We start from the raw sequence: 21,502 nt of genomic DNA on the forward strand, positions 1-21,502 counted from the left end.
GATCAGGGCGCGGAGGGGTCGGCCGGGAGCCTGGGAAGTGCGGAGTCGGGCGGGGCTCGGCCGCGTCCGGCCGGTGAGGCAGACACAGGGTCTGCGGCCGGGGGTGTTACGGAGGTTGCGGCACAGGCGCTGCCTGCCGTGGGTTCGAGTGGCACGGGCGTGTCTGCCGTCGCTGGGCGGCCTGCTGAGGTGGCGGCGGTGGATGAGGGGCACGCCCCGACCGCTGAGGTGACCGCGGGGCTGGAACCCGCGGAGCCCGTGCAGGTTGCGGCGGGTGCGGTTTCCGGCGGGCCTGGTTCTGCGGCGATCGGAGCGAGCACCGCTGCTGTTCAGGCTGCCGGCCCTGTGGCCGATCCGGGTCGGGTCGCCAACCAGCCTGTGTCTTCTGCCGGTCGGCCGCCCACGGTGTCTGAGCCGGCCGGCGACACGGGGCGTGCTCGTATCGATGAGCATAGTGACCAGGCCGGTGTCCGGCCGTCCGGCCAGGTGAACCCTTCGGCCCGGTCCGGGGCTGGTGACGGCTCGGGCGATGTGGTCGCCGCCGACATGGTGCAGCAGGCCGAGATCGATGAGCAGACCATGCCGGAGGCTGTCGATGCCGTGCGGCGGCCGGGCTCCGGTGTGTTGTCCCTGGGTGATGGCCGGGTTGAGAACTCCCCGACGCAGGCTGGTGGGGCTGGGACGGTGCTTTCGGCCGCTCCGGGTGTGTTGTCGGGGGGTTCGTCTGGTCCGGGCCGGTTGTTGGGTTCGGGTGAGGTGCGTACTGATCGTTTCGTCCCGGGGTCGGGGGAAGCGTTCGTTGTGGAGGCTGGCGAGGGCGGGTTGCCTGGCCGGGTGCTGCCGGGCGGGTCGGGTGAGCGGACGGAGGTCGGGTTCGTCTGGGAGTGGTATGCCGGTGACCGGTCGGGTCAGGAGACCGTCCGTCTGACCCGCCGGATCTTCCTTGACGACCGGGGTGTGGATGCGGGTCGGGTGGAGGTGATGCGGCGCAACGCTGTCGCGGGTTTGGCGGAGTTGAACGCGCAGGGGGGCCGGTTGCCGGCTGTCCAGCCGGAGGGGCTGTATGGTCCGCATCTGCCGGGGCCGCGGTTGGAGCTCGTGGTGGAGTTCGTCGATTCCGAGGCGGACGCGCATGATGTGGTCCAGGTCAGGGACGGGCGGCCTCAGGTTCCTGGGGAGATGGTGCAGAACGTCTGGTTTACGCAGGCGTCTCCTGTTCTGCTTGCCCATGAGATCGCGCATGGTTACGGGCCCCGTGATGCGCAGGCCCATGATGATGGGGCCCACGATGGTGGGCGGGCGTTGTTGACGTCGCCGCGTGATGAGCGGGGTCGGCCGCTGGGGGTGCCGCTGACTTCTCATGGGGATGAGGCGCAGCAGGCGGGTGAGGGCAGCTGGGATCTGATGGGCCCGATCGACGTCGGTGAGTCTGGGCGGTCCTATGGGCTCACGCCGCATGAACTCGGGCAGATCGCCGACATTCTGAGTCCTTTCCTGCACCACGGGGTCAGCGCTCCGAAGCCCCGTGTGGTGCAGGAGACGGCGTATGCGCGGCCGGCGGCCCCGGTCCTTTCCGACGAGGGGCTCGGGTTCGAGGACGGGCTCGGGTCCGATGTGGATATGGAGTCCGGGGATTTTGGGGACTTCGGTGTGTTTCCCGGTGATGACGGGGAGGCCGTGGGGTCGCGGGCGTGGGCTGTCGGGTCGGTGGATGAGGACGCGGATGTTTTCGCTCTGGCCGAGGAGTATTCGGGGCCGGTGGTGCGTCCGGGTGCCCCAGGTGGTGCTTCGGCGTCGGACGGGGAGGATGACGGTGTCGAGGCGTCCCGGACGTCCCGGACGGAGTCTGCGGAGAGTGGCCTCGTTGCGGGGGGCGGCAAGCGGCTCGGTGGTTCGGAGTCTTCGGTGGACGAGGACGACACCGATCAAGGCGCGCAGCATGGGTCGAAGCGGCGGCGTATCGAGGTTGAGGCCGGCACCGGCGGTGGCGAGGGTGTGCGGGACGAGGGCGCGGACAGCGACCCGGAAGACCTGAATACGGCATCCGCGGGCCTCACTGAGCTGCTGCCGGACTTCGGTTCACCATCTGTCTCGGTGGGTGAGCCTGCCGATGTGGACATGGAGGGCTCGGAGGAGTTCGCGGGTTCGGCTGGATCGGTGGGCCTGTCGTCTGCGGTGGGTGAGGACGCGTCCGGTGCGGTTGGTGCCTCGGACCCGGGCGGGGCCGGCGGCGATGCGCGGCGGGAGCTGGAGAAGGCCGTCGATGATCTGAAGGTCAAGCTGGGTTCGCTGGACGACCTGTTCTGGGAGATTGGTGCCGAGTCTGACGCCGACAAGAAGGCCATCCGGGAAGAGGAATGGCACTCGGTGTCGCCCCAGGTGATGGACGCGATTTATGAAAAGCGGGAAGAGTGCCGTGATGCGCCGCGGTTCGCAGTCCGGGTGCAGGTCGCGCGGCAGCAAGTGGTGTGGCTGCAGAAGGAGAAGAAGCGAGACTTCTTGTACATCGCCAACGAAGTTAAAGTCTTGCCGAATCAGTTCCAAAGCTTCAGGTATAGCGGACAATTTCTGCGGTTGGCGGTCTTGGAGAGGATTGCTGGTCTGTATGTGGCTGAGGGGGGTCCGGAGCTGCAGGTGGAGCAGCTTGACTCGCGGCGGTTTTTCCCGGGCGGGGACGGCAGTGATGTGCGGAGGCTGGAGGAGGCCGTCGATGATCTGAAGGTCAAGCTGGGTTCGCTGGGCGCCCTGTTCCGGGAGATTGGTGCCGATCCTAAGAAAAGGAAGGCCATCCGGAACGAGGAATGGCACTTGGTGTCGCGCGAGGTGATGGACGCGATCCATGAAAAGCGGAGAGAGTACCGTGATGCGCCGCGGTTCGCAGTCGGGGTGAAGGCCGCTCGGGAACAAGTGGCGTGGCTGCAGCAGAAGAAGAAGAAGACTCTCTCAGGCATCGCCAGCGCAGTTGGAGCCACGACGAACCAAGTCAAATACTTCAGGCAGGGTAAGCAGATTCTGCGGGCGGCGGTCTTGATGAAGATCGCTGGTCTGTATGCGCGTGAGGGGGGGCCGGATCTGCAGGGGCAGCGGCTTCACTCGCAGCGGTCTTCTTCGGAGGAGGTTCCGGCCAGGCTGAGTGAATTCCTGGACGAGGCGCGCTTGGACGAGCTGGAGGACCCGCCGGCCGCGGGATCCGCGGATAGGGTCACGGCTGCGCTGCTCGGGTTCGAGGACGGGCTCGGGTTCGATGTGGATGCGGTGGGTGGGGACGTGTCCGGTGCGGTTGGTGCCTCGGACCCGGGCGGGGCCGGCAGCGATGTGCAGTGGCTGGAGAAGGCCGTTGATGATCTTAAGTCCAAACTGGGTTCGCTGGACGCCCTGTTCAAGGAGATTGGTGCCCGTCCTACGGAAAAGAAGGCCATCCGGAACGAGGATTGGCACTTGGTGTCGCACGAGGTGGCGAACGCGATCCGTGATTTGCGGGACACGTACCGTGATGCACCGCGGTTCGCAGTCCGGGTGCAGGTCGCTCGGCAGCAAGTGGCGTGGCTGCAGCAGGAGAAGAAGCGAGACTTCTCGTACATCGCCAACGAAGTTAAAGTCTTGCCGAATCAGGTCCACAGCTTCAGGTATGGCCGACGATTTCTGCGGTTGGCGGTCTTGGAGAGGATTGCTGGTCTGTATGCGGCTGAGGGGGGTCCGGAGCTGCAGGTGGAGCAGCTTGACTCGCGGCGGTTTTTCCCGGGCGGGGACGGCAGTGATGTGCGGAGGCTGGAGGAGGCCGTTGATGATCTGACGTCCAAACTGGGTTCGCTGGACGCCCTGTTCCGGGAGATTGGTGCCGATTTTGACGACAGGAAGGCCATCCGGAACGAGGAATGGCACTTGGTGTCGCCCCAGGTGATGGACGCGATCCATGAAAAGCGGAGAGAGTACCGTGATGCGCCGCGGTTCGCAGTCGGGGTGAAGGCCGCTCGGGAACAAGTGGCGTGGCTGCAGCAGAAGAAGACTCTCTCAGGCATCGCCAGCGCAGTTGGAGCCACGACGGACCAAGTCAGAGACTTCAGGCAGGGTAGGTATTTTCTGCGGGCGGCGGTCTTGATGAAGATTGCTGGTCTGTATGTGGCTGAGGGGGGGCCGGATCTGCAGGGGCAGCGGCTTCACTCGCAGCGGTCTTCTTCGGAGGAGGTTCCGGCCGGGCTGAGTGAATTCCTGGACGAGGCGCGCTTGGACGAGTCGGAGGACCCGCCGGCCGCGGGATCCGCGGATAGGAGCACGGCTGCGCTGCTCGGGTTCGATGTGGATGCGGTGGGTGGGGACGCGTCCGGTGCGGTTGGTGCCTCGGACCCGGGCGGGGCCGGCAGCGATGTGCAGTGGCTGGAGAAGGCCGTTGATGATCTTAAGTCCAAACTGGGTTCGCTGGACGCCCTGTTCAAGGAGATTGATGCCCGTCCTACGGAAAAGAAGGCCATCCGGAACGAGGATTGGCACTTGGTGTCGCACGAGGTGGCGAACGCGATCCGTGATTTGCGGGACACGTACCGTGATGCACCGCGGTTCGCAGTCCGGGTGCAGATCGCTCGGCAGCAAGTGGCGTGGCTGCAGCAGGAGAAGAAGCGAGACTTCTCGTACATCGCCAACGAAGTTAAAGTCTTGCCGAATCAGGTCCACAGCTTCAGGTATGGCCGACGATTTCTGCGGTTGGCGGTCTTGGAGAGGATTGCTGGTCTGTATGTGGCTGAGGGGGGTCCGGAGCTGCAGGTGGAGCAGCTTGACTCGCGGCGGTTTTTCCCGGGCGGGGACGGCAGTGATGTGCGGAGGCTGGAGGAGGCCGTTGATGATCTGACGTCCAAACTGGGTTCGCTGGACGCCCTGTTCAAGGAGATTGATGCCGATCCTAAGAAAAAGAAGGCCATCCGGAACGAGGAATGGCACTTGGTGTCGCGCGAGGTGATGGACGCGATCCATGAAAAGCGGAGAGAGTACCGTGATGCGCCGCGGTTCGCAGTCGGGGTGAAGGCCGCTCGGGAACAAGTGGCGTGGCTGAACAGGGAATATCCTTACGCATACATCGCCGACAAAGTTCCAGCCACGAAATATCAATTGAAACACTTCAGGCATGGAGAGGCTTTTCTGCCGGTGGCGACCTTGATAGGGATTGCTGATCTGTATGCGCGTGAGAGGAGGCTGAAACTGCAGGGGCAGCGGCTTCACTCGCAGCGGTCTTCTTCGGAGGAGGTTCCGGCCGGGCTGAGTGAATTCCTGGACGAGGTGCGCTTGGACGAGCTGGAGGACCCGCCGGCCGCGGGATCCGCGGATAGGGTCACGGCTGCGCTGCTCGGGTTCGAGGACGGGCTCGGGTTCGATGTGGATGTGGAGTCCGGGGGTTTTGGGGACTTCAACCCTGACGCGGCACCCGCGGTGAACATGAGCATGGTGGAGGAGCGCGATCGCCGTTTCGTGCGGCAGAGTGATTCGGGGGAGATCCTGTTTCGGTTCGATAATCATCCGCCGGAGGAAATCTATAAGGCCGGCGGCTTTCACCCTCGAGCTCCCGAAGAACTCACTCAAATTTGGGATTGGGCCAAATATACAAATCCTCCGTCGCAGTTCGTCTCGACCACCCGCGATCCCGAACTGTGGTTCAAGGGAAAGCGATATCGTTACGAGATCGACACGTCTCTTATGGAGGACCCCTGCGGCATCGACATCAATAGAACCATCGACCGGCAAAAGGCGGGTGGGCGGCTCCCTCGGGATTGGAAGAATCATTACCCGAAAGAGCGAGAAGTCGCCTTCACAGGTTCGATTCCGGCGGAGGCTGTCGTCGGCTTCTACGACAGACACGAAAAGCGTAGGGGAACCTGGAATCCTGCATCCGGCGAGGTCGAGTGGTCGGCCGATCGTGAGGAGCAGCAGGGCGCGGTGCTCCCGTCTCCTGACCAGCTCGGTCAACCAGGTGGTGGTCCGGAGCCGACCGGCGTGCCGCATGTGACCGAGTCTGTCCATGCGCCTGCGTCGGTTGACTCTGTGCCGGCCGGTGCGGGCGGGGCCGAGGCCTCGTCCGCACCGAGTGAAGTGTCCGACACTTCGAACGCCGGCGGCAGCGACGGGGACGAGATGGCGTCGCCCGATGCGACGCCCGCGTTGTCGCACGATCAGGCTGGTGGGCCGATGGTGACGGCTGGGAACCTGGCCGGCCCGGATCCGGAGTCCGGGGCCGCCGGCGCGGACCCCGACGATGACGAGTCCTCGGCGATGGCCGACCTGCAGTCGACCACGGTAACTGCCATCGCACAGGACGAAGATGATGGCGCGTGGACTGGGCGGCCCACGCCCGGCCGACCGGAACTCGGGGAGAACGTCGCACTGGCCGCCGGTCTGTCGGCCGACGGCGAGGACTCCTCGAGGCAGGCCGGCGGGGCGGGGGTGTCTTCGGTCGGTCCAGGTGTGTTGCCGGGGGATTCGTCCGGTCTGGGCGAGCTGTTGGGTTCGGGTGAGGTCCGTACCGATCGTTGGCTTCCTTATGGTGTCAATCCTGGACGGTCCGATGAGGAACGGTCCGAGAGGAATCGGCGTCGGGATGGGGAACGGCCGGTTGAGCCGTTCGAATTCATTGTTGCGCCGGACGGCAGGCGCAGAGTGCAGCGGCCGGATGGTCGGCGTGGGCGTTCCGGTGAACGGACGGAGGTCGGCTATGACTGGGAGTGGTACGCCGGTGACCGGCCCGGGCAGGAGACCATCCGCCTGACTCGCCGGCTCTTCCTCGAAGACCAGGATGCGGATCCGGTTCGGGTGGCTGCCATGCGTCTGCGTCTCGCTGCGTTTATGGAGCAGGTGAATCGGGAGGAGAACCGGCTGAGGGTTTTCCAGCCGGATCAGGTCACCGGCCCGCAGTTGCCTGGCCCCCGGGTGCAGTTCGCTGTGGAGTTTGTCGGTTCGAAGGACCGCGCGCACCAGGAGGTTCAGGTCCGGGACGGCCTGCCCGGTGGAGCCCGGGACATGGTCCAGAACTGTTGGTACACCGATGTGCACCCGGCTGCCCATTTCCATGAAGTCTTCCACGGGTACGGTCCCCGTGACGACGATGCCTCGGAGAAGGTCCTGCTCACGCCTGGAGGGCGCAGCACACAGGTGCTTTCTGCGGGTGAATCGAGCTTGATGGGGAAGTTTGAGAATCTTCAATCGCGCATCGTCATCACGTCCGACCATCTCCAGCAGATCGCAGATATCCTGACCCCCTACCTTCCTTATGGCGTCCACGCCCTCACAGACCGGGTCCCTGCTGATGGCGCCGCCGGGGGTGAGGCAGGCGCGGTGGTGGTGCGGCCGACCGCGGAACCCGCTACGGAGTCGGTTGCCCTTTCCGACGGTGCTTCCCCTGGTGAGACGCAGGAGGCGCCAGTCAGCGGAGACACGGCGCCTGCGGTGGACTACCGCATGGTGCACGAACGGGATCGGGACCATGTGCTACTTGGTCCGAGGCCGGCTGAAGGCGAGCAGGATGAGAGCACAGGCGATCTGTCTCTTGGCCAATTCGAATCTGAGGACGCCACCCCGACGTCGCTGAGTGCGTCGACCGTGTCCCCGTCTGCCGGCCCTGCGCCTGTCGTGGATCATGCGATGGCGAACATGCCGAATCAGGAGCAGGAGGCCGATCCGGCAGACGCCTCACTGCAGGAGGATCCGGAGTGGGCCACACCCGAAGGGCGGCTGACTGCCGGTCCCTCAAGTCAACTTGCCCGTGAGCGGGCTGCGTTCGAGCAGAAGCTTGGAGTGCACTACCAGGCCGACCCGGCGGCGCTCGAAGCCGCACGTTCGGCTGTGATGAGGCTGCGTGAAGTGCTGCATGCGGCCTACCCGGGGCACGGCGCGGAGGTCGTCGACGCCTCGTTCTTCACTGGCGATCCGACCAGTGCGGGACAAATCGGCCCCGCGCCGGGTTCCTCCAGCACCGCATGGCTCGACTCGCTGCTCGCCACCGGATCCCTGCGCGAAGTCATGACCGCCTTCCTGAACGCCACTGGGTACAAGGCGCTCTACGAACGTGACGCCGATGTTCCATCTTTGAACAGTGTGCTCAAGTCTGTCTTGGCCGTACCCGGCCGCGGTGACGGCGACCAGGCTTCCGTGGAGGGCCTGGAAATTGCCGGGGCATTGGGCCTCGACCGGTCGGCGCTGAAAATCTACGCAGGGTTCGTGCACGGACGTGACCGCGCGGTTCTAGAGGAAAGGATCGCCTCGGACCCGGCGACCCGCGACAAGGCGTACCTTTTTCGTCAGGATGATCCATTCGCTCTGGGCAGCCTTGCTGCTCACACCACGAGAGGGAGAACCAAGGATACTCTGGAGATTGTCCACAGCCAGAACTCGCGTATTGCACGGTCGCCTGATCTGCGTTCTTTTGGTTCCCGGAAGAAGACGCCGAGGGACTACACATACCTCGGTGTGCCCTTGAGCGACCGCGAACGAACCTTTTTGTGGATTCATGAGCAGCGGCGGCCTTGGGACAGCTATGACATCGAGGATATACCGCTTGACACCTTGGCCTTTGATGCTGAAACCGGGGAGCCCGTTCTCAACGAGATCCTGGCGCGACCGGATGTTGTCTCGGTACACGTGAAGCGCCCGTCACTGACCGAGGCAGTGGCGGCCGGGCAAGAACCTCAGACTCCTTCACATGCCCGCCCCCCGGTCGAGGAGGTCTGGGCGCTGGTCCGAGGCTCACGGACGGAGCTGAACATGCGGGCCGGGGATCTGACGTTGGACGGTGAGCAGGGGCCGGAATTCCCCCTGGGCTGGGTCGAAGGGACCGCGTACTTCGACCTGGACAAGCGGTCTCCCTGGTATCAACAGTGGCATGTCGGTAAGGGCATGCCACTGATCGCCGGTGTCTCCGGAACGACTCTGCGTATGCTCAGGGCCTTTCAATGGCTCAACGTTCAGCACACCACCATGACCGACTTCCGGAAGGCGCTGATGGGGTGGATGCTCCCTGGCCAGGATCACTCGTTGTTCGAGGTGATGCGTGCCTCGCATCTGGCGGACGCCACCACACCGGCCGAGGAAGAGGCTTTGCGCGGGGAGGTCACCGACCTCTACATGATCCCCGGGCTCGTCCCCGACCACCTGAAGGCGCCCGGTGGTCAGCCCGAAACCGTTGCTGTTGATCCGGCCCTTTCGGTGAGCTCCCTGTCGAGCGCCGTAGTTGCAGATTCTCAGGCCCTTGGGGAGGCCAACCGGCACGTCGAGCACGATGAGGCTGGGGACGTCGTCACGACGGCGAGTGAAACCACTGCTGATCAACGCGTGCATACGACTGAACGACAGTCACGGCCGACGATGGGGGCGGAGGCCAGTGATCAGCAGCCGATGGCACCTTCCGACGGTGGCCTTGACCACGAGCCCACCGAGCCGGGCGACGACTCCGCGAGTGCCCCGGATGCCGGTGAGCAGAAGATCGTCTTCGCTCGCATCGAGACGGCACTCGAGGTGCACCGGCCGCCGCGCATCGATCACTCGATGCCGTCGCCGTCCCTTGAGGACGGACCGGTGCGCTTCGACGATGACAGTCGGCTGCCGGAGTACCTGACCGGGGACGGCACGGACGACACCAAGGGTCGAAGTTACGGCCACAGCCAGGTCACGTTGCGCGGCGCCGACTTGGCCTTGCAGGAGATCAGCGAGATCGTCTCGACCCACCTCGGCGGCGAAGCGTCGACCGTGCCCGGTCTGAGCGAGGTGCTGGCAGATCTGAGCCAGGCGATGCACACCGCTCCGCAGAGGTTCCACGGTGACGGGTACCAGTCCTCCGCCTTCGGGAACTCCCCGGTACGGGTGCTGCGGGTGGTCACCCGGCCGTACGGCAATTGGGAACGGTTCACCGATCTCCACGGAGAGCCGGTGAAGTTGGAGGTCGCTCAGCGCAGCCAGGTCACCGCAGGCGCCGTGCAGTCCGTGGGGGCGGGCCGGCGGGCGGCGCGAGGTGTCTCCGTCCTGCCCGGCTCGGGTGCGGCTGCTTTCGCACGTCTCGGCGTGACAGCCGGCTCCACCCGCACGGCCGAGTACGGCATGCAGGACGAGACGGTCAGCCAGGTGGAGACACGGACGGCGGAGGCGTCGCACCTGCATCTGGATGACGTGGCGTACGAAGTCTCCCTCAGCGGCGCGCCCGAGACCGTGAGCTCCGGTGGGCGGCCCGCCGGTTCCTCCACCACAGGTGAGACGTTCACCTTCGCGGTGCGCAACGGGCTGGCGGTGCGGCTGACGGACAGCGAGACCCTGGTCGCCGATCCGGGCCGTGTGCCGGAGCGCATGGAGCTGGACGCGCGGTCCGACTACCGGTTGGTGCACACCGAGGGTTACGGACCGGTCCGGGGGCTGGCGGAGCAGCTCGTCGACGGATTCGGAGTCGTTCCCGGCAGCGCGGCGTACGAGTACATCACCGGGCTCTTCACTTCGGAGAACTTCCACCGCGCAGCGGACCGTCTGGCCAAGGGCAATGTCCCCTCGGACCCGCTGTTCGCCGAGGACGGATCGCCGCTGGGGGCGTTCGTCGTGGAGAAGGTCGTCCCCGGAAAGGCTGAACTGCTCACCGAGAGCAGAGCCGCCGAGATGCGCCACACCATCCAGCAGACAGCCACGAACGAACGGACGCTTTCAACGACGTCCAGCCGAGGAATCAATCTCACGCTCGGTCCTTCCTTCGACCTCGGCCCCCTGGGCAGCCTGATGGCCGGCCCCTCTGTCGGCTACGACCGCAGCAGTACGCACAGCAGTACATTCGGCGGTTCAGGAGGGCGAAAGATCGTCGGTCGGGCCAAGAACGTGCCGACCGTCCTCTACAAGGTCCAGAAGACCGTGCATGTGCGCAGGACCGGTGGTGAGGTCATCACGTTCGACACCTGGAGCCTGGACCGGATGACGCACACCGAGGCGCGGCGTCTCGCGGGCTGGGACGACGGCACGACTCTCCGCAAGAGGGAACCCGGCAACGAGCCGTACGCCCCGGCCTACTTGACCAAGGACCGCCCCGCTGTACTCGGTATGAGCAGGCCCGAGGCCTTCATCTACGACAGCGACCTCGTGAATGACGAGGACCAGCGGAAGGGTTGGCTGCAAGCCTTCACCGACAGGGTGATCGGGAGCGCTGCCAGGACGTACCCGGACCTGCTGGCACCGCTGGAGGACTTCGGTGATCCGAACCACTCACGCTGGCGCGACCGGGAGCACTACAACCTCGCGCTGCGGAACACACTCCGTGTGATGAACGCCCTGTCGCATCACCGCATGGCGGGCAGCCTCGAGGAGCTCATGACGGGGCTGGTGATCGAACTGGACGTCGTCCCCGGCATTGTCATGCGCCCTCGCCTTTCGATCAGGATCCGCGGTGTGCTGACCGGGCGCCGCTATGAGGGCACCCAGAACGACCTGATCCTGCGACACGGCGCGCCGGGTACCGAACGCCTCGACGGCTCGCAGAGCACGACGCACACCCGTGAGCTGGGAGCCGACGTGTCGCTCTGGGGTTTTGCGGACACCGTGAATGTCTCGGGTGGTTACACCCGGAGAGGGCAGAACGGCCGCGGGACCCAGTACGGAGCCACCGCGTCGCAGGAGCAGCTGGCCATCAGCTCCCTCCCCTCCCATCTGCACAGCTACCGGCTGGAACTGACCGCGGAGGTCGGCGGCTTCTGGCGCTACCGCAGCGGGCCGAGGGCGCTCACGCTCGGATGGCTCGGCCGACAGCATTACCTCCAGGACGAAGGGAGCACGGACCTCGTCGGCGGCAGCGCGGACGAGTTCGTGGGCCGGGTCGTGCTGGCCGTACCGGACGAGTACACGCCCGCCACCGATCCGGACGTGGCCGAGGGCGCCGTTGCTGTCGAGGCGGTGGAGCTGGACCCTGCGCACACGCGGGCCTTGGCGACCCGTAACGCCGCGGTGGTTTCCGAGGGGCATGGTCCTGACGTGTTCGGCGACCAGCCTCATCACACTCTCGGCGTCGGCGCGGACGAGCGGCTCATGGACGTCGCCGTGGATCTCATGCGAACGGTTTCCGGCGCATCCTGGCACTTCTCCCGTCCCGGCGCCCTCCCTCATGACGCCATCGTGCGATTCCTCCAGCCGCAGCTCCTGACAGGCGGCTTCGACCAGAGATCCGGGCCTGTCGGCTCGCGGATCTCCGTGATCGCCAAAGGCCATTGGCGAGACAGAGTGGGCGAATTGGTCCACCGTATGCGGATCCTCAACCTGCGCGTGGCATCCGGGCCGATCAAGTTGGAGACGGAGACGGGCGTCAGCAGTGATCTGCGCATGGCGGAGTCGGTGACCGCGGCCACGAGCAGTGGCTGGACCCTGTCCGGCGGCGGTACCACAGGCGGGACCGAACTCAGCACCATCGCCGGAGTGCAGTACCGCAGAGGCAGCTCTCGCACCGAGAGCACGAAGGTGACCCGCACCGTCACCTCGGACATCAACCGCGACGACAGTGGCTACAAGATCCTGCTGTCCGGGGACGTTCAGCACGACATCGTGGCATCCGTACGGCCGGAGGGGTTCCTCGGCCCGTACCGCAACAGGTTCAACGGAAAGCAGCTCACCTTCCCCTCGAGCTATCTGGGCCAGGTGTCGGAGAAGGCCGCGCATCAGCTGGGAATCCTGAAGGACGGATTGGGGGACGTCCCCCGCTACGTGTCCCACCAGTGGGCCCAGACCGAATGGTGGCACGACCACCCCTTCGGGTCGTATCCCGTCAACTCGTTGGACACCACCAAGGTACTGGCCGCCTTCGACGAGCAGTTGCAGCGCTGGAACGTGGACGAGGCGGACCGTGAGCGCGTGCACTCCCTTGTCACTCCGCGAGCGGTGCGGGCCCTTCGTGAGCAGATGACCTCCACCGGCGCGGCCGCGCGCACCCGGGTCGGCCGCTGGCGCACCCCGTTCATCCGCATCGGAAGCCGCGCCGGTTCTTTGCGGGTGGAACTCATCGCGGGGGAGTCGGAGTTCGTCGGCCTTGACCACGGCGTCGTCATGGAGGACACCCGGATCGCCACCGTGACCCGGACGGACGGAGGGTCCTCGGCCCGCTCTCGTGGTATCGGTCCGACCGCCATGCAGCAGGTGGCGACGGTGGCCCCGGGAGCCGAGCCGGGACTGGGCGGCCCCGAGTCCCTCCGACCGCAGTTCGGTGTGCAGACCACCAGTTCCGACCTGACCTCCCACGGCCGTTCCCGCGCACGCACGAAGCGGCACATCTTCTACGCGCGAGAGCCGCACGCCGACTACCGCACCCCCTACACGCTGCGGCTCACACTCGACCTCGGAACAGACCGGCCCACCCTCACCGAGGAAGGCCCGGTGGGCACACTGCGCGAGCAGGTGCCGCTGAGCTTGGGCGTTGCGCACACGGGCCAGGCGGATGATGCGCTGGGCCCGCCCTCGCTGGACGACCCCAGCGGTTCGGTCGTCCTGTGGCCGCAGGACAGCGCCGTCCTCCGACACATCGCCGCGTGGCGTTCCGCACGGCAGCCGCACGGCGCACAGGGGCCGATCCAGTTGCCGTCCAGCGGCTTCCACGTCCGCCGGATCGTCGGCCTCGAAACGCTGAGGGAAGCCGGCGTTCTGGCCATCGCCACGGCATACGGCTCCTCTGCCGCTCCCGCCGGCTCACCCCTCACACTGACCGGCAAGGACCTGGCCGACGCGTTGGAAGAGGCCCGCAGCACCGGGCTGACCCGCCCCGGAACCGGCTCTGCGCTGGCCCTGGACAACGCAACCGGCGACGCAGCACTGGCCGCTTTCTTCGAGGACAGCGCGACCGCTGCCGGTTACGAGGTCCCCGGACTGAACGAGGGCGGCAGCACCGGTGACTACCGGCTCTACTCCGGGCCGGACTTCACCCGGGCCACGCTGCTGGCGGTGATACCGGTCAGCACCATGGAGAGCGCCGAACGGCACAGCGCAGGCCGGGCTGGGGCCGAGGAGCACACGAGCGGCTTTGAGTACTCACTCGGCGGGCGGGCGGCTTTCGCCGCCAACGATGCGGGCTCTGTCGCCCCGTCCGCCTCCATGGCCGGCCCGAGCACCGCAGAGGCCGGTGGTCAGGTCATCTCCGGCCAGGAGAGCGCCCAGTTCAACACCAAGGTCGCCGGCCGCAGCTTCGTGTTCGCGATCCCGACCGACTGGCTCGGCGTGGCGGAGGTGACCCGCAGCAGCCCGTTCGGCCCCATCACGTCCCGTCCGCAGGCGGTTGAGACACAGGGCAGGATCATCGCCTTGGTCCACGAGGACGTGGCCCGCGAATTGGGCCTGATCAACGACGGGAACTTCCCGTCCCGGGTCGCGGACGCCTGGACCCAGGTCGTCGAGGCGGGCCAAGCCTGGACGGACGCGGACAGCGCCTACTGGGAGCAGCGTCGCGCCCTGGCCGATCTGCAGGGGGAGGAGCGAAAGCGCAAGCGGGCTTCCATGAAGGACCTGCCGCAACGGGCCAAGGCCCAGGCCACCATGAATCATCTGCTGCAGCAGGCCGATGCCGCGGCCAAGGAGTTCCACCGCGTGCGGGCGGCGGCCGACCGGCTCACACGGTGGCACCAGCTGCCGGCCGAAGCCCATCAGGTCGGTGAACCGGAGCTGCGCGCAGGCCTGACCGAACCGCCGCCCGTTGTTTTCCAGCCGGTTGCGGTGGCAGAGGCCGACAGCGCCGACGCCGAGCGCTACATCGTGCGGGAAAGTACACCCGACGGTCCTGGCCGGCTCATCTCGCCGGGAGGCGACCACTACACGGTTCACGACGTCCCCACCGACGGCGACGCCTTCTTCCACGCCCTCGCCGAAGCAGTGCACCACGCCGCCCCTGACCGGCTCACCGCCCGGGTGGACGTGGCCGACCGGCAGAAGATCATCGACGGTCTGCGGCGCCTGCTCGCCGACGAGCTGAGCAACCCCGGGGCCCGCGGTCTGCTGAAGTTCACGTCGCCCGACACCAAGGACACATTCAGCGATTCGGAACTGGCGGCCAGTGGGGTGGACTTCCGCGAGGGCAGCCCCGAGCGCCGCGAGTACGAGGACGCGGGCCATATACCGCTGCACGCGGAGCTGCCCGCCGAGCAGCGTCAACGTCTGGCCAGGACGCAGTTGCTGCGCAGAGGGGACACCGGGGACGACGCGGGATGGAACCATGGCGCCGCCGACCTGCAACCCTCGCTCGCCGCCCGTGTCTTCGGCGCTCGGATCACCGTGGTCCGTGCGGACGGAGCGTTCCAGGACTTCCGGCCCCTGGACACCGTCGGCGAGGGAACGGACGAAGAACTGGTGCACCGCGTCCCCGACGAAGAGCTTGTGCACATGGTGCTGCTGTCGAAGGACGGGCACTATCTGCCGGCTCTGCCGTCCGGCGACCCGCGGCGAGAGCCGCCGCTGCCCGCTCCGGCCGAGCGGGACACGAATGCCGCAGCCCTGCAAACTGGAACGCCCAGCGGCCCAGGGCTGCGTCCCGCGTACTCGACACCACCGTGGGAACGCGGAGCCGCCAGCACCTGGCGCGCTGTCGTCACCGACGGGAAGCCGGCCACACTCGTCGACCCGGACGGCACCGTTCACGAGCTCAAAGAACCACCCGGTGACGGCAACGGCTTCTGGTCCGGGATCGCCGACGCGCTGGAGCTGGCGGGTGCCACCGCGTCGGCCGCTGAGATTCGGCAGCAATCCATTCCCACGTCCCTCCGGTTGGACCGTGAGCGGCCGTTCACGGACGAGGAGCTTGTTCGCGCCGGGCTCTCCGAGAACGGCATCCTGACTGCGCGCCTGCGGCGAGCCGATCGCCGGCTTCCCGAGGATTTCGAACTGACGAGACGTCAGGAAGAAGCCCTCATCCGTCAGCAGGTGTTCACACCCCGCCGCTGGGACGACGCGACGGAGCGGAACGCAGCCGAGCTGGCAGCCGCCCAGGGCCTGACCCTGACCGTGGTCGCGGAGGACGGCACCTCGCGTACCCATGCCCCCGGCGACGGGACAAGCGGGCCGAGAGTGATCCTCTGGCGCAGGGGCAGGGATTACCTGCGGGCCGAGCGGCCGATGCCCGACCCGAAGCTCGTCGACCTGCTGAACGAGCCGGCCTTTGTGGAGACTCGTGTACGGCGTGAGCATCTGGAGGCGGTCGGGATGTCCTTCTCGCCGGAAGAGGCGACCATGTGGCTGCTCGCGCCGGAAATCATGTTGCAGGAGTTCCAGCTGAGCGTGGAGAACCGTGAGGCTCTGCTGCGCGCTCATCCGGACGATCTTTTCCCCGCGTCGGTGAGGGACGCCTACAAGAGGTTGGGGCCGGGCGGGAACGCGTGACGGGCGGAAGGGGGCGGCCGGGGTGTGAACGGAAGGAAGGCGCATCGTCCCGCCCTCGTGCCGCTCCCGAAGACTTGAGGGCGCCGGCGAGGTGTACCTGGCCGGGCTTCCCCCGGCCTCCCCTCCTGGCACGGTCCGCCGCGCCGGCGTGTTGAACGTCAGCCGGGCACCGGCAAAGACCGACGGGGTCTTCTCCCGAAGGGCCGGTGCCCCGCTGCCCCGCACGCCCGACTCGGACACCGGCCACCACGACGAGCCGGGTGACGGCTGCGACGCCGTGATCACACCAGCCACGGCGCGACCTTCGCACGGTCCTCGCAGGCGCCGGCACGTTGATCACTGGAGCGGAAACAAGGTCGGGGCATGCCCCGGATACGCCAAAAGCCCCGCCGTGGGCCGTTTCCCGGCGGGCCGACGGCGGCTGCTCAACTCTGGACGTCAGCTACATGGGGGTTGATGCGGTTCTCGTACGCGCGGCGGGCCCGGCGCTGTGCCGGGGCCCGCGGAACGTCCCGAGTGCCGCCTCTTCCGCGCAGGAGATCGGGTAGCGGCCCTTGCCCGGCAGTACGGGGTGCCCGCGCTGCCGCGCAGGCCGTTCATGCCGCCGACGCGGCGTACTGCAGGAAACGGCGAAGTCGACAGCGCCTTCGCAGCAGCGGAACGAGCACTACTGGGCGGAGGGCGCGGTGAGGCGGTAACCAATCCCGTGTACGGTCTCGATCAGGGAAGCCGGGCGCAGCTTGGAACGCAGGTTGGACACGTGCACCTCAAGGGTGCGTCTGGTGCCCTGCCAATTCGACTGCCATATCTCGCTGATGATGTCGTCACGGTGGAAGACCACTCCGGGCTGCATCGCGAGCATCGCGAGCAAATCGAACTCCTTGCGTGTCAGAACGACCGGTTTACCGCCGACGGTGACCCTGCGGGCGGCCAGGTCGAGCGTGACCATGCCGAGCCGGATGCGTCTTTCGGTCCTCACCTCAGCCCCCTTCCCTCCGGTCGAGGCGGACGGCTCGTGGGACCTGCGGCGGCAGACCGCCTGGATGCGGGCCAACAGCTCCGCAGTGTCGTACGGCTTGACCATGTAGTCGTCGGCGCCGAGATAGAGGCCGTGGATGCGGAACCGCACGTCGGACCGCGCGGTCACCATGATCACGGGGATGTCGGTGTGGCGGCGGATCCGGCTGCACACCTCGAAGCCATCCTGGTCGGGCAGGCCGAGGTCGAGCAGGACTACGTCGTACCGCGGACCGTTGTCGGTGTGCAGCGTGTGGAGTGCCTCCTCGCCGCTGTCGGCCCGAGTGGTCTGCAGCCCATGCTTGGCAAGCACGGCCGTCAGTGCGGCGGCGACCGAGTGGTCGTCTTCCACAACCAGCACTCTCATCCGTTCCCCTCCCGCGGCGGGTGCTTCGCACTCCCGCAATGCGTGTTCCGCCCGTGAGATACAGGCTGGTCGTCGATGTGCGCGCCGCGGACTGGCCGCCCACGGCGTGGGTGTGTGGTCAGCCTGCACTGGGCAGCCGGGCCCGGTGGGTGGCGCCGCCGGAGCGGGAGCGGGTGCCGTGGGTGGTGGTCAGGGCGTCGATGATGTCCAGGCCGCGACCGTGCTCGTCGTCGGCGTGTGAGGCGGTCCAGGCGCCCTCGCCCGCGGCGGGGCCGCTGTCGGTGACGCCCGCCCACACTCTCTCCCCGGCCCGCTCGCGGTGCGGATGAAGCGCTATCGGCGGCAGTGCGCGCTCCACGGCGTTGGTGACCAGTTCGGAGACCACCAGCAGGGCTTCCTCGGCCGAATCCTAGGCCACGTCCCAGTCGTTGAGGACCGCGGCGGCGATTTCGCGGGAGGTGGCGACTGCCTGCGGGTAGTGCGGCAGTCGCCACGTGACGTCATCACCCGGGCTCCAGTACCCGCTCAGACCTGTCCAGTCCGTCCCGGCCTGCGCGGCGCGGTGGTTCCCGGCGCCACCGACCGGCGCGAGGCGGCTTGTCGTTGCGTACATGACGCCACCCTCTTCCGGGTGGTTTCAGCCGGGGTCACATCGAGTTTCGCGATGCGCTCCGCAATGATCGGCACTAGCCACACGCCCAAGTCAAACGTTCAGATCGATGGACTGAGAGGTCTCTCGCCTTGAAATGCAATCCGAGCGGGCTCTTCGTCACTCCTGGTCGGCGCGGGATTTCACGGTGCTGGTTCGGTGCCGGATCGCACGGGGCCAGGAGCGGAAAGCCGCAGGTCGTAGCTCCGATCGAATGAGTTGTCGTACCACTCGATGGTGGTGCCGATGAGGGACGCGGCGACGATGCGCTTGAGGTTGTTCGGGGCTGGTGGAGCGGTTGCGGGCGACGACATCGGCACCACTTCCTGGGGTGTGACGGGGACGTTTGCGTGTCGCCACACCGTAGGAATCCGCAGGTCAGGCGCACATGTGGCGGGACAACATAGTTCGAGGCATGCCTATGCGCGTGGCCACCATGTCAGCTCACGAACGGGCGGTTCAGGGGGGGGCGAAGGCGGTCGAAACGAGCACCGTCCGAGACGCGCAGTTCGAGGTGATTTGAGGGTGCGGTGCTGACTCCCGTGCTGGTTTGGAGGGTGTCTCACGTGGTGTGAGGTTGATGCGGCATGATGCTTTGCCATGGGTGTTGGTCTGTCGCAACGGTTGGTTCCTGACGAACTTTGGTCACTCGTCGCACTGTTGCTGCCTTCGTTCGCTTCCCGCCCGCAGGGAGGCGGGACGGCCCCGGTTGATGAGCGGGCGGTGTTCACGGCTGTGGTGTACGGGTTGACCAGCGACTGTTCCTGGCGGCACCTGCCGGAGACGTTCGGTGTCTCGCCGGCCACCGCCCATCGCCGGTTCTCCGCGTGGACCAAGGACGGGCTGTGGCGGCGGCTGCGACAGGCCGTCCCGGACGAGCTCACCACCCCCACCACATGAGACACTCTCTACGTGGTCGCCGATGAGTTCGTCCATGCGGTCGAACTCGTGGGCGTTGAGCGCCTCGATGTAGCGCATGTACCAGCCACGCAGGTCGCTTTCGGGTATGCGATTCCTCTTTCTCTGCTCTGTAAAGGGCAGCTCTGAAATCCCCAAACTTTCGCATCGATCGGCCGAGAAGGACATCCGTGCCTGGATCGCCGTATGGAACGCCGGCCCGAAGTCCTATGCGTGGACGAATGCCGCGGACGAGATCTTCGAACGCCTCACCGGCTATCTGAAAAGAATTCCTGACTCAGAAGACTGGCTCTCCACCCCGTGCATCAGTGAGCGCCTACTGGCCACAGTACGGACAGGCGCTGCAACTTCTCGTAGCTCTCGCTACCAGGAATTGCGGTGTAGACCAATAACGTGTGTGACTGGCTCGGGTCATGCAGTGTCTGGCAGTTCAGTTCCAGATACCCCACCTCGGGGTGCGCGAAGCGCTTGACCTCGGTGGGGCGGATGCCTATCTCATGATTGTTCCAGAGGGTCCGGAACTCCTCGCTCTGCCCGTGAAGGAGGTCGGCGAGGTGCGCCGCCTGTGACTCGGGTCCGCGCAGGGTGAGGACTCTACGCAGGCCTGAAACGAACATCCGGGAGAGCAGCGGGTGCTCTTCGGGCGCGTATAGCCGGCGCGCGGCGGGGTCGGTGAACCACCGGTAGCCAATGCTGCGGGCCGGCCCGGTGTAGCCGGTCGTGTCGCCTGTGAGCGCGATGCCGAGCGGGGTTTGGCGCAGGGTCTCACCGAGTTCGGTGACGATCTCCGCTGGAGTGTCGCCGAGCCGATCGAGCACACGCAACATGCCCGGGCTGATGTGCTCGCTGGCCGCGCCCCGCGCAGGGGGGTTGTGGCCTGCGAGTCTGAAGAGGTGGTCGCGCTCGTCGAGTGAGAGATGCAGTCCTTGAGCGATCGAAGCGATCATCTGCTCGGAGGGGTGGGGTCCGCGCTGGCGCTCGAGTCGTGCGTAGTAGTCGGTGGACATGTGGCAGAGCGAGGCTACTTCCTCGCGCCGTAATCCGTTGGTCCTGCGGCGTTCTCCCCGTAGGAACCCCACATCCTCGGGTTGTAGCAGCTCCCGGCGGCGGCGGAGGAACTCGGCCAGGCCAGCCCTGTCGATCAACATGCGGTTTCCTTCCTTGGCGTGCCTCACTTCTACCTACCGGGGCACACTGCTATCCACGGATTATCAATCCCCCCTTCCCGGTGCAGCGGCGGTTCCGTGACCAGGACCGGCAGGCCGTGGCCGTCCCCATCGGGGAACCTGGCCGGCCCGGGCGCGTCACCGCTGAAGTCGGGGCGACGTCCACCACCTCCGACAGGCGGTTGCTGCCGATCGCAGCAGACGGGACCGAACTGTTCCGCACTGCTTCAATCGAGGGTGGTCGTCACCGGCACGGCGGACGTGACTTCCCGACCATGGCGGCCTGCGAACCCGTCCAACGACAGAAGTACCCGCCACACCAGATGTCGGCACACCGTCGGCATCGTCGGCAGAGTCACTGTGATGTGCCTGGGCGGGCTCGGGTGTATGAGATTTCCGTCCCGGGCTGCACGGGGCGAGCCGGCCAGAGATCGACAGGCCGTGGACGTCGCCGCGGACCAGGCGCGATTTGAGACGACATCAGCCAGTCAGGGCGACTGGCATCGCCACCTGCCGGCCGGCACCGCAGTGGCGCATCGGGTCAAAAGATCCTGGGAGCAGCATCATGGCACGCGCACCACCGGGCATCGTCGTCCCCGGCCTCTCGGGTGAGCTCGCCGTTGTCACCGGCGTCAGCGACGGCGTCGGACTCGGCCTGGCGGCCCGTCTCGGCGCCGCTGGCGCCGAGGTGGTCGTGCCCGTCCGCAACGCACGAGAAGGCGCGGCAGTGATCGACAAGATTCGGCAGCAACACCCGCAAGCCGTCTTGCTCGTCAGGAAATTCGACCTGTCGTCGCTGGACTCGGCGCCACGCTGCTCGGCGAGAACCGTCCGATCCACATACTTGTCAACAACGTCGGCGTGATGACTCCATCGAATCGGCAGCCCACCTCCGATGGATTCGAGCTGCGGTCCGACAGTACTGAGGTTGAACTCGTGGTGGGGGGGGGGGGGGGGGGGGGGGCCGCCCGCCCCCCACAAAGATATAAAACAAGTACCTAAGAGGAAAATACCGAACGATGTGGGGACCGGGCTCAGGAACGAAGC

The 21,502-nt window shown here is 66.6% G+C and carries 6 protein-coding genes and 1 pseudogene; 3 read left to right on the forward strand and 4 right to left on the reverse strand.

Annotation, left to right across the window (positions count from 1 at the left end; all coding sequences use genetic code 11):
* Positions 1 to 198 precede the first annotated feature (198 nt).
* Positions 199 to 16,338, forward strand: a complete 16,140-nt coding sequence (locus ACIA6T_RS20765) for a hypothetical protein (protein ID WP_399447937.1) — start codon at positions 199 to 201, stop codon at positions 16,336 to 16,338.
* A 667-nt stretch (positions 16,339 to 17,005) separates the two neighbouring features.
* On the opposite strand, the gene ACIA6T_RS20770 is transcribed toward ACIA6T_RS20765, so the two are convergent.
* The 3 genes and pseudogenes from ACIA6T_RS20770 to ACIA6T_RS20780 form a co-directional block, all read right to left on the reverse strand.
* The gene (locus ACIA6T_RS20770; RefSeq protein WP_398214717.1) at positions 17,006 to 17,722 is read right to left on the reverse strand and encodes a response regulator transcription factor; all 717 of its coding nucleotides are present in this window, start codon (positions 17,720 to 17,722) and stop codon (positions 17,006 to 17,008) included.
* Positions 17,723 to 17,840: 118 nt separating this feature from the next.
* Positions 17,841 to 18,116, reverse strand: a pseudogene (locus ACIA6T_RS20775) (ATP-binding protein); the annotation flags it as partial.
* Positions 18,117 to 18,131: 15 nt separating this feature from the next.
* The gene (locus ACIA6T_RS20780; RefSeq protein ID WP_399447938.1) at positions 18,132 to 18,335 is read right to left on the reverse strand and encodes a hypothetical protein; all 204 of its coding nucleotides are present in this window, start codon (positions 18,333 to 18,335) and stop codon (positions 18,132 to 18,134) included.
* 636 nt (positions 18,336 to 18,971) lie between these two features.
* Here ACIA6T_RS20780 and ACIA6T_RS20785 point away from each other — a divergent pair.
* Positions 18,972 to 19,271, forward strand: a complete 300-nt coding sequence (locus ACIA6T_RS20785) for a transposase (RefSeq protein ID WP_398214555.1) — start codon at positions 18,972 to 18,974, stop codon at positions 19,269 to 19,271.
* Positions 19,272 to 19,594: 323 nt separating this feature from the next.
* Here ACIA6T_RS20785 and ACIA6T_RS20790 read toward each other — a convergent pair whose 3' ends face one another.
* Positions 19,595 to 20,437 carry a helix-turn-helix transcriptional regulator gene (locus tag ACIA6T_RS20790; protein WP_398214556.1) on the reverse strand — a complete coding sequence of 281 codons (843 nt, stop codon included), beginning with the start codon at positions 20,435 to 20,437 and terminating at the stop codon, positions 19,595 to 19,597.
* Positions 20,438 to 21,020: 583 nt separating this feature from the next.
* Between ACIA6T_RS20790 and ACIA6T_RS20795 the strand changes: the two genes are divergently transcribed.
* Complete coding sequence (locus tag ACIA6T_RS20795; RefSeq protein ID WP_399447939.1) at positions 21,021 to 21,320, forward strand: SDR family NAD(P)-dependent oxidoreductase; 300 nt, start codon at positions 21,021 to 21,023, stop codon at positions 21,318 to 21,320.
* Positions 21,321 to 21,502: the final 182 nt, after the last annotated feature.

Source organism: Streptomyces sp. NPDC051740 (genome assembly GCF_044453165.1).
Taxonomy (GTDB): Bacteria; Actinomycetota; Actinomycetes; order Streptomycetales; family Streptomycetaceae; genus Streptomyces; species Streptomyces atrovirens.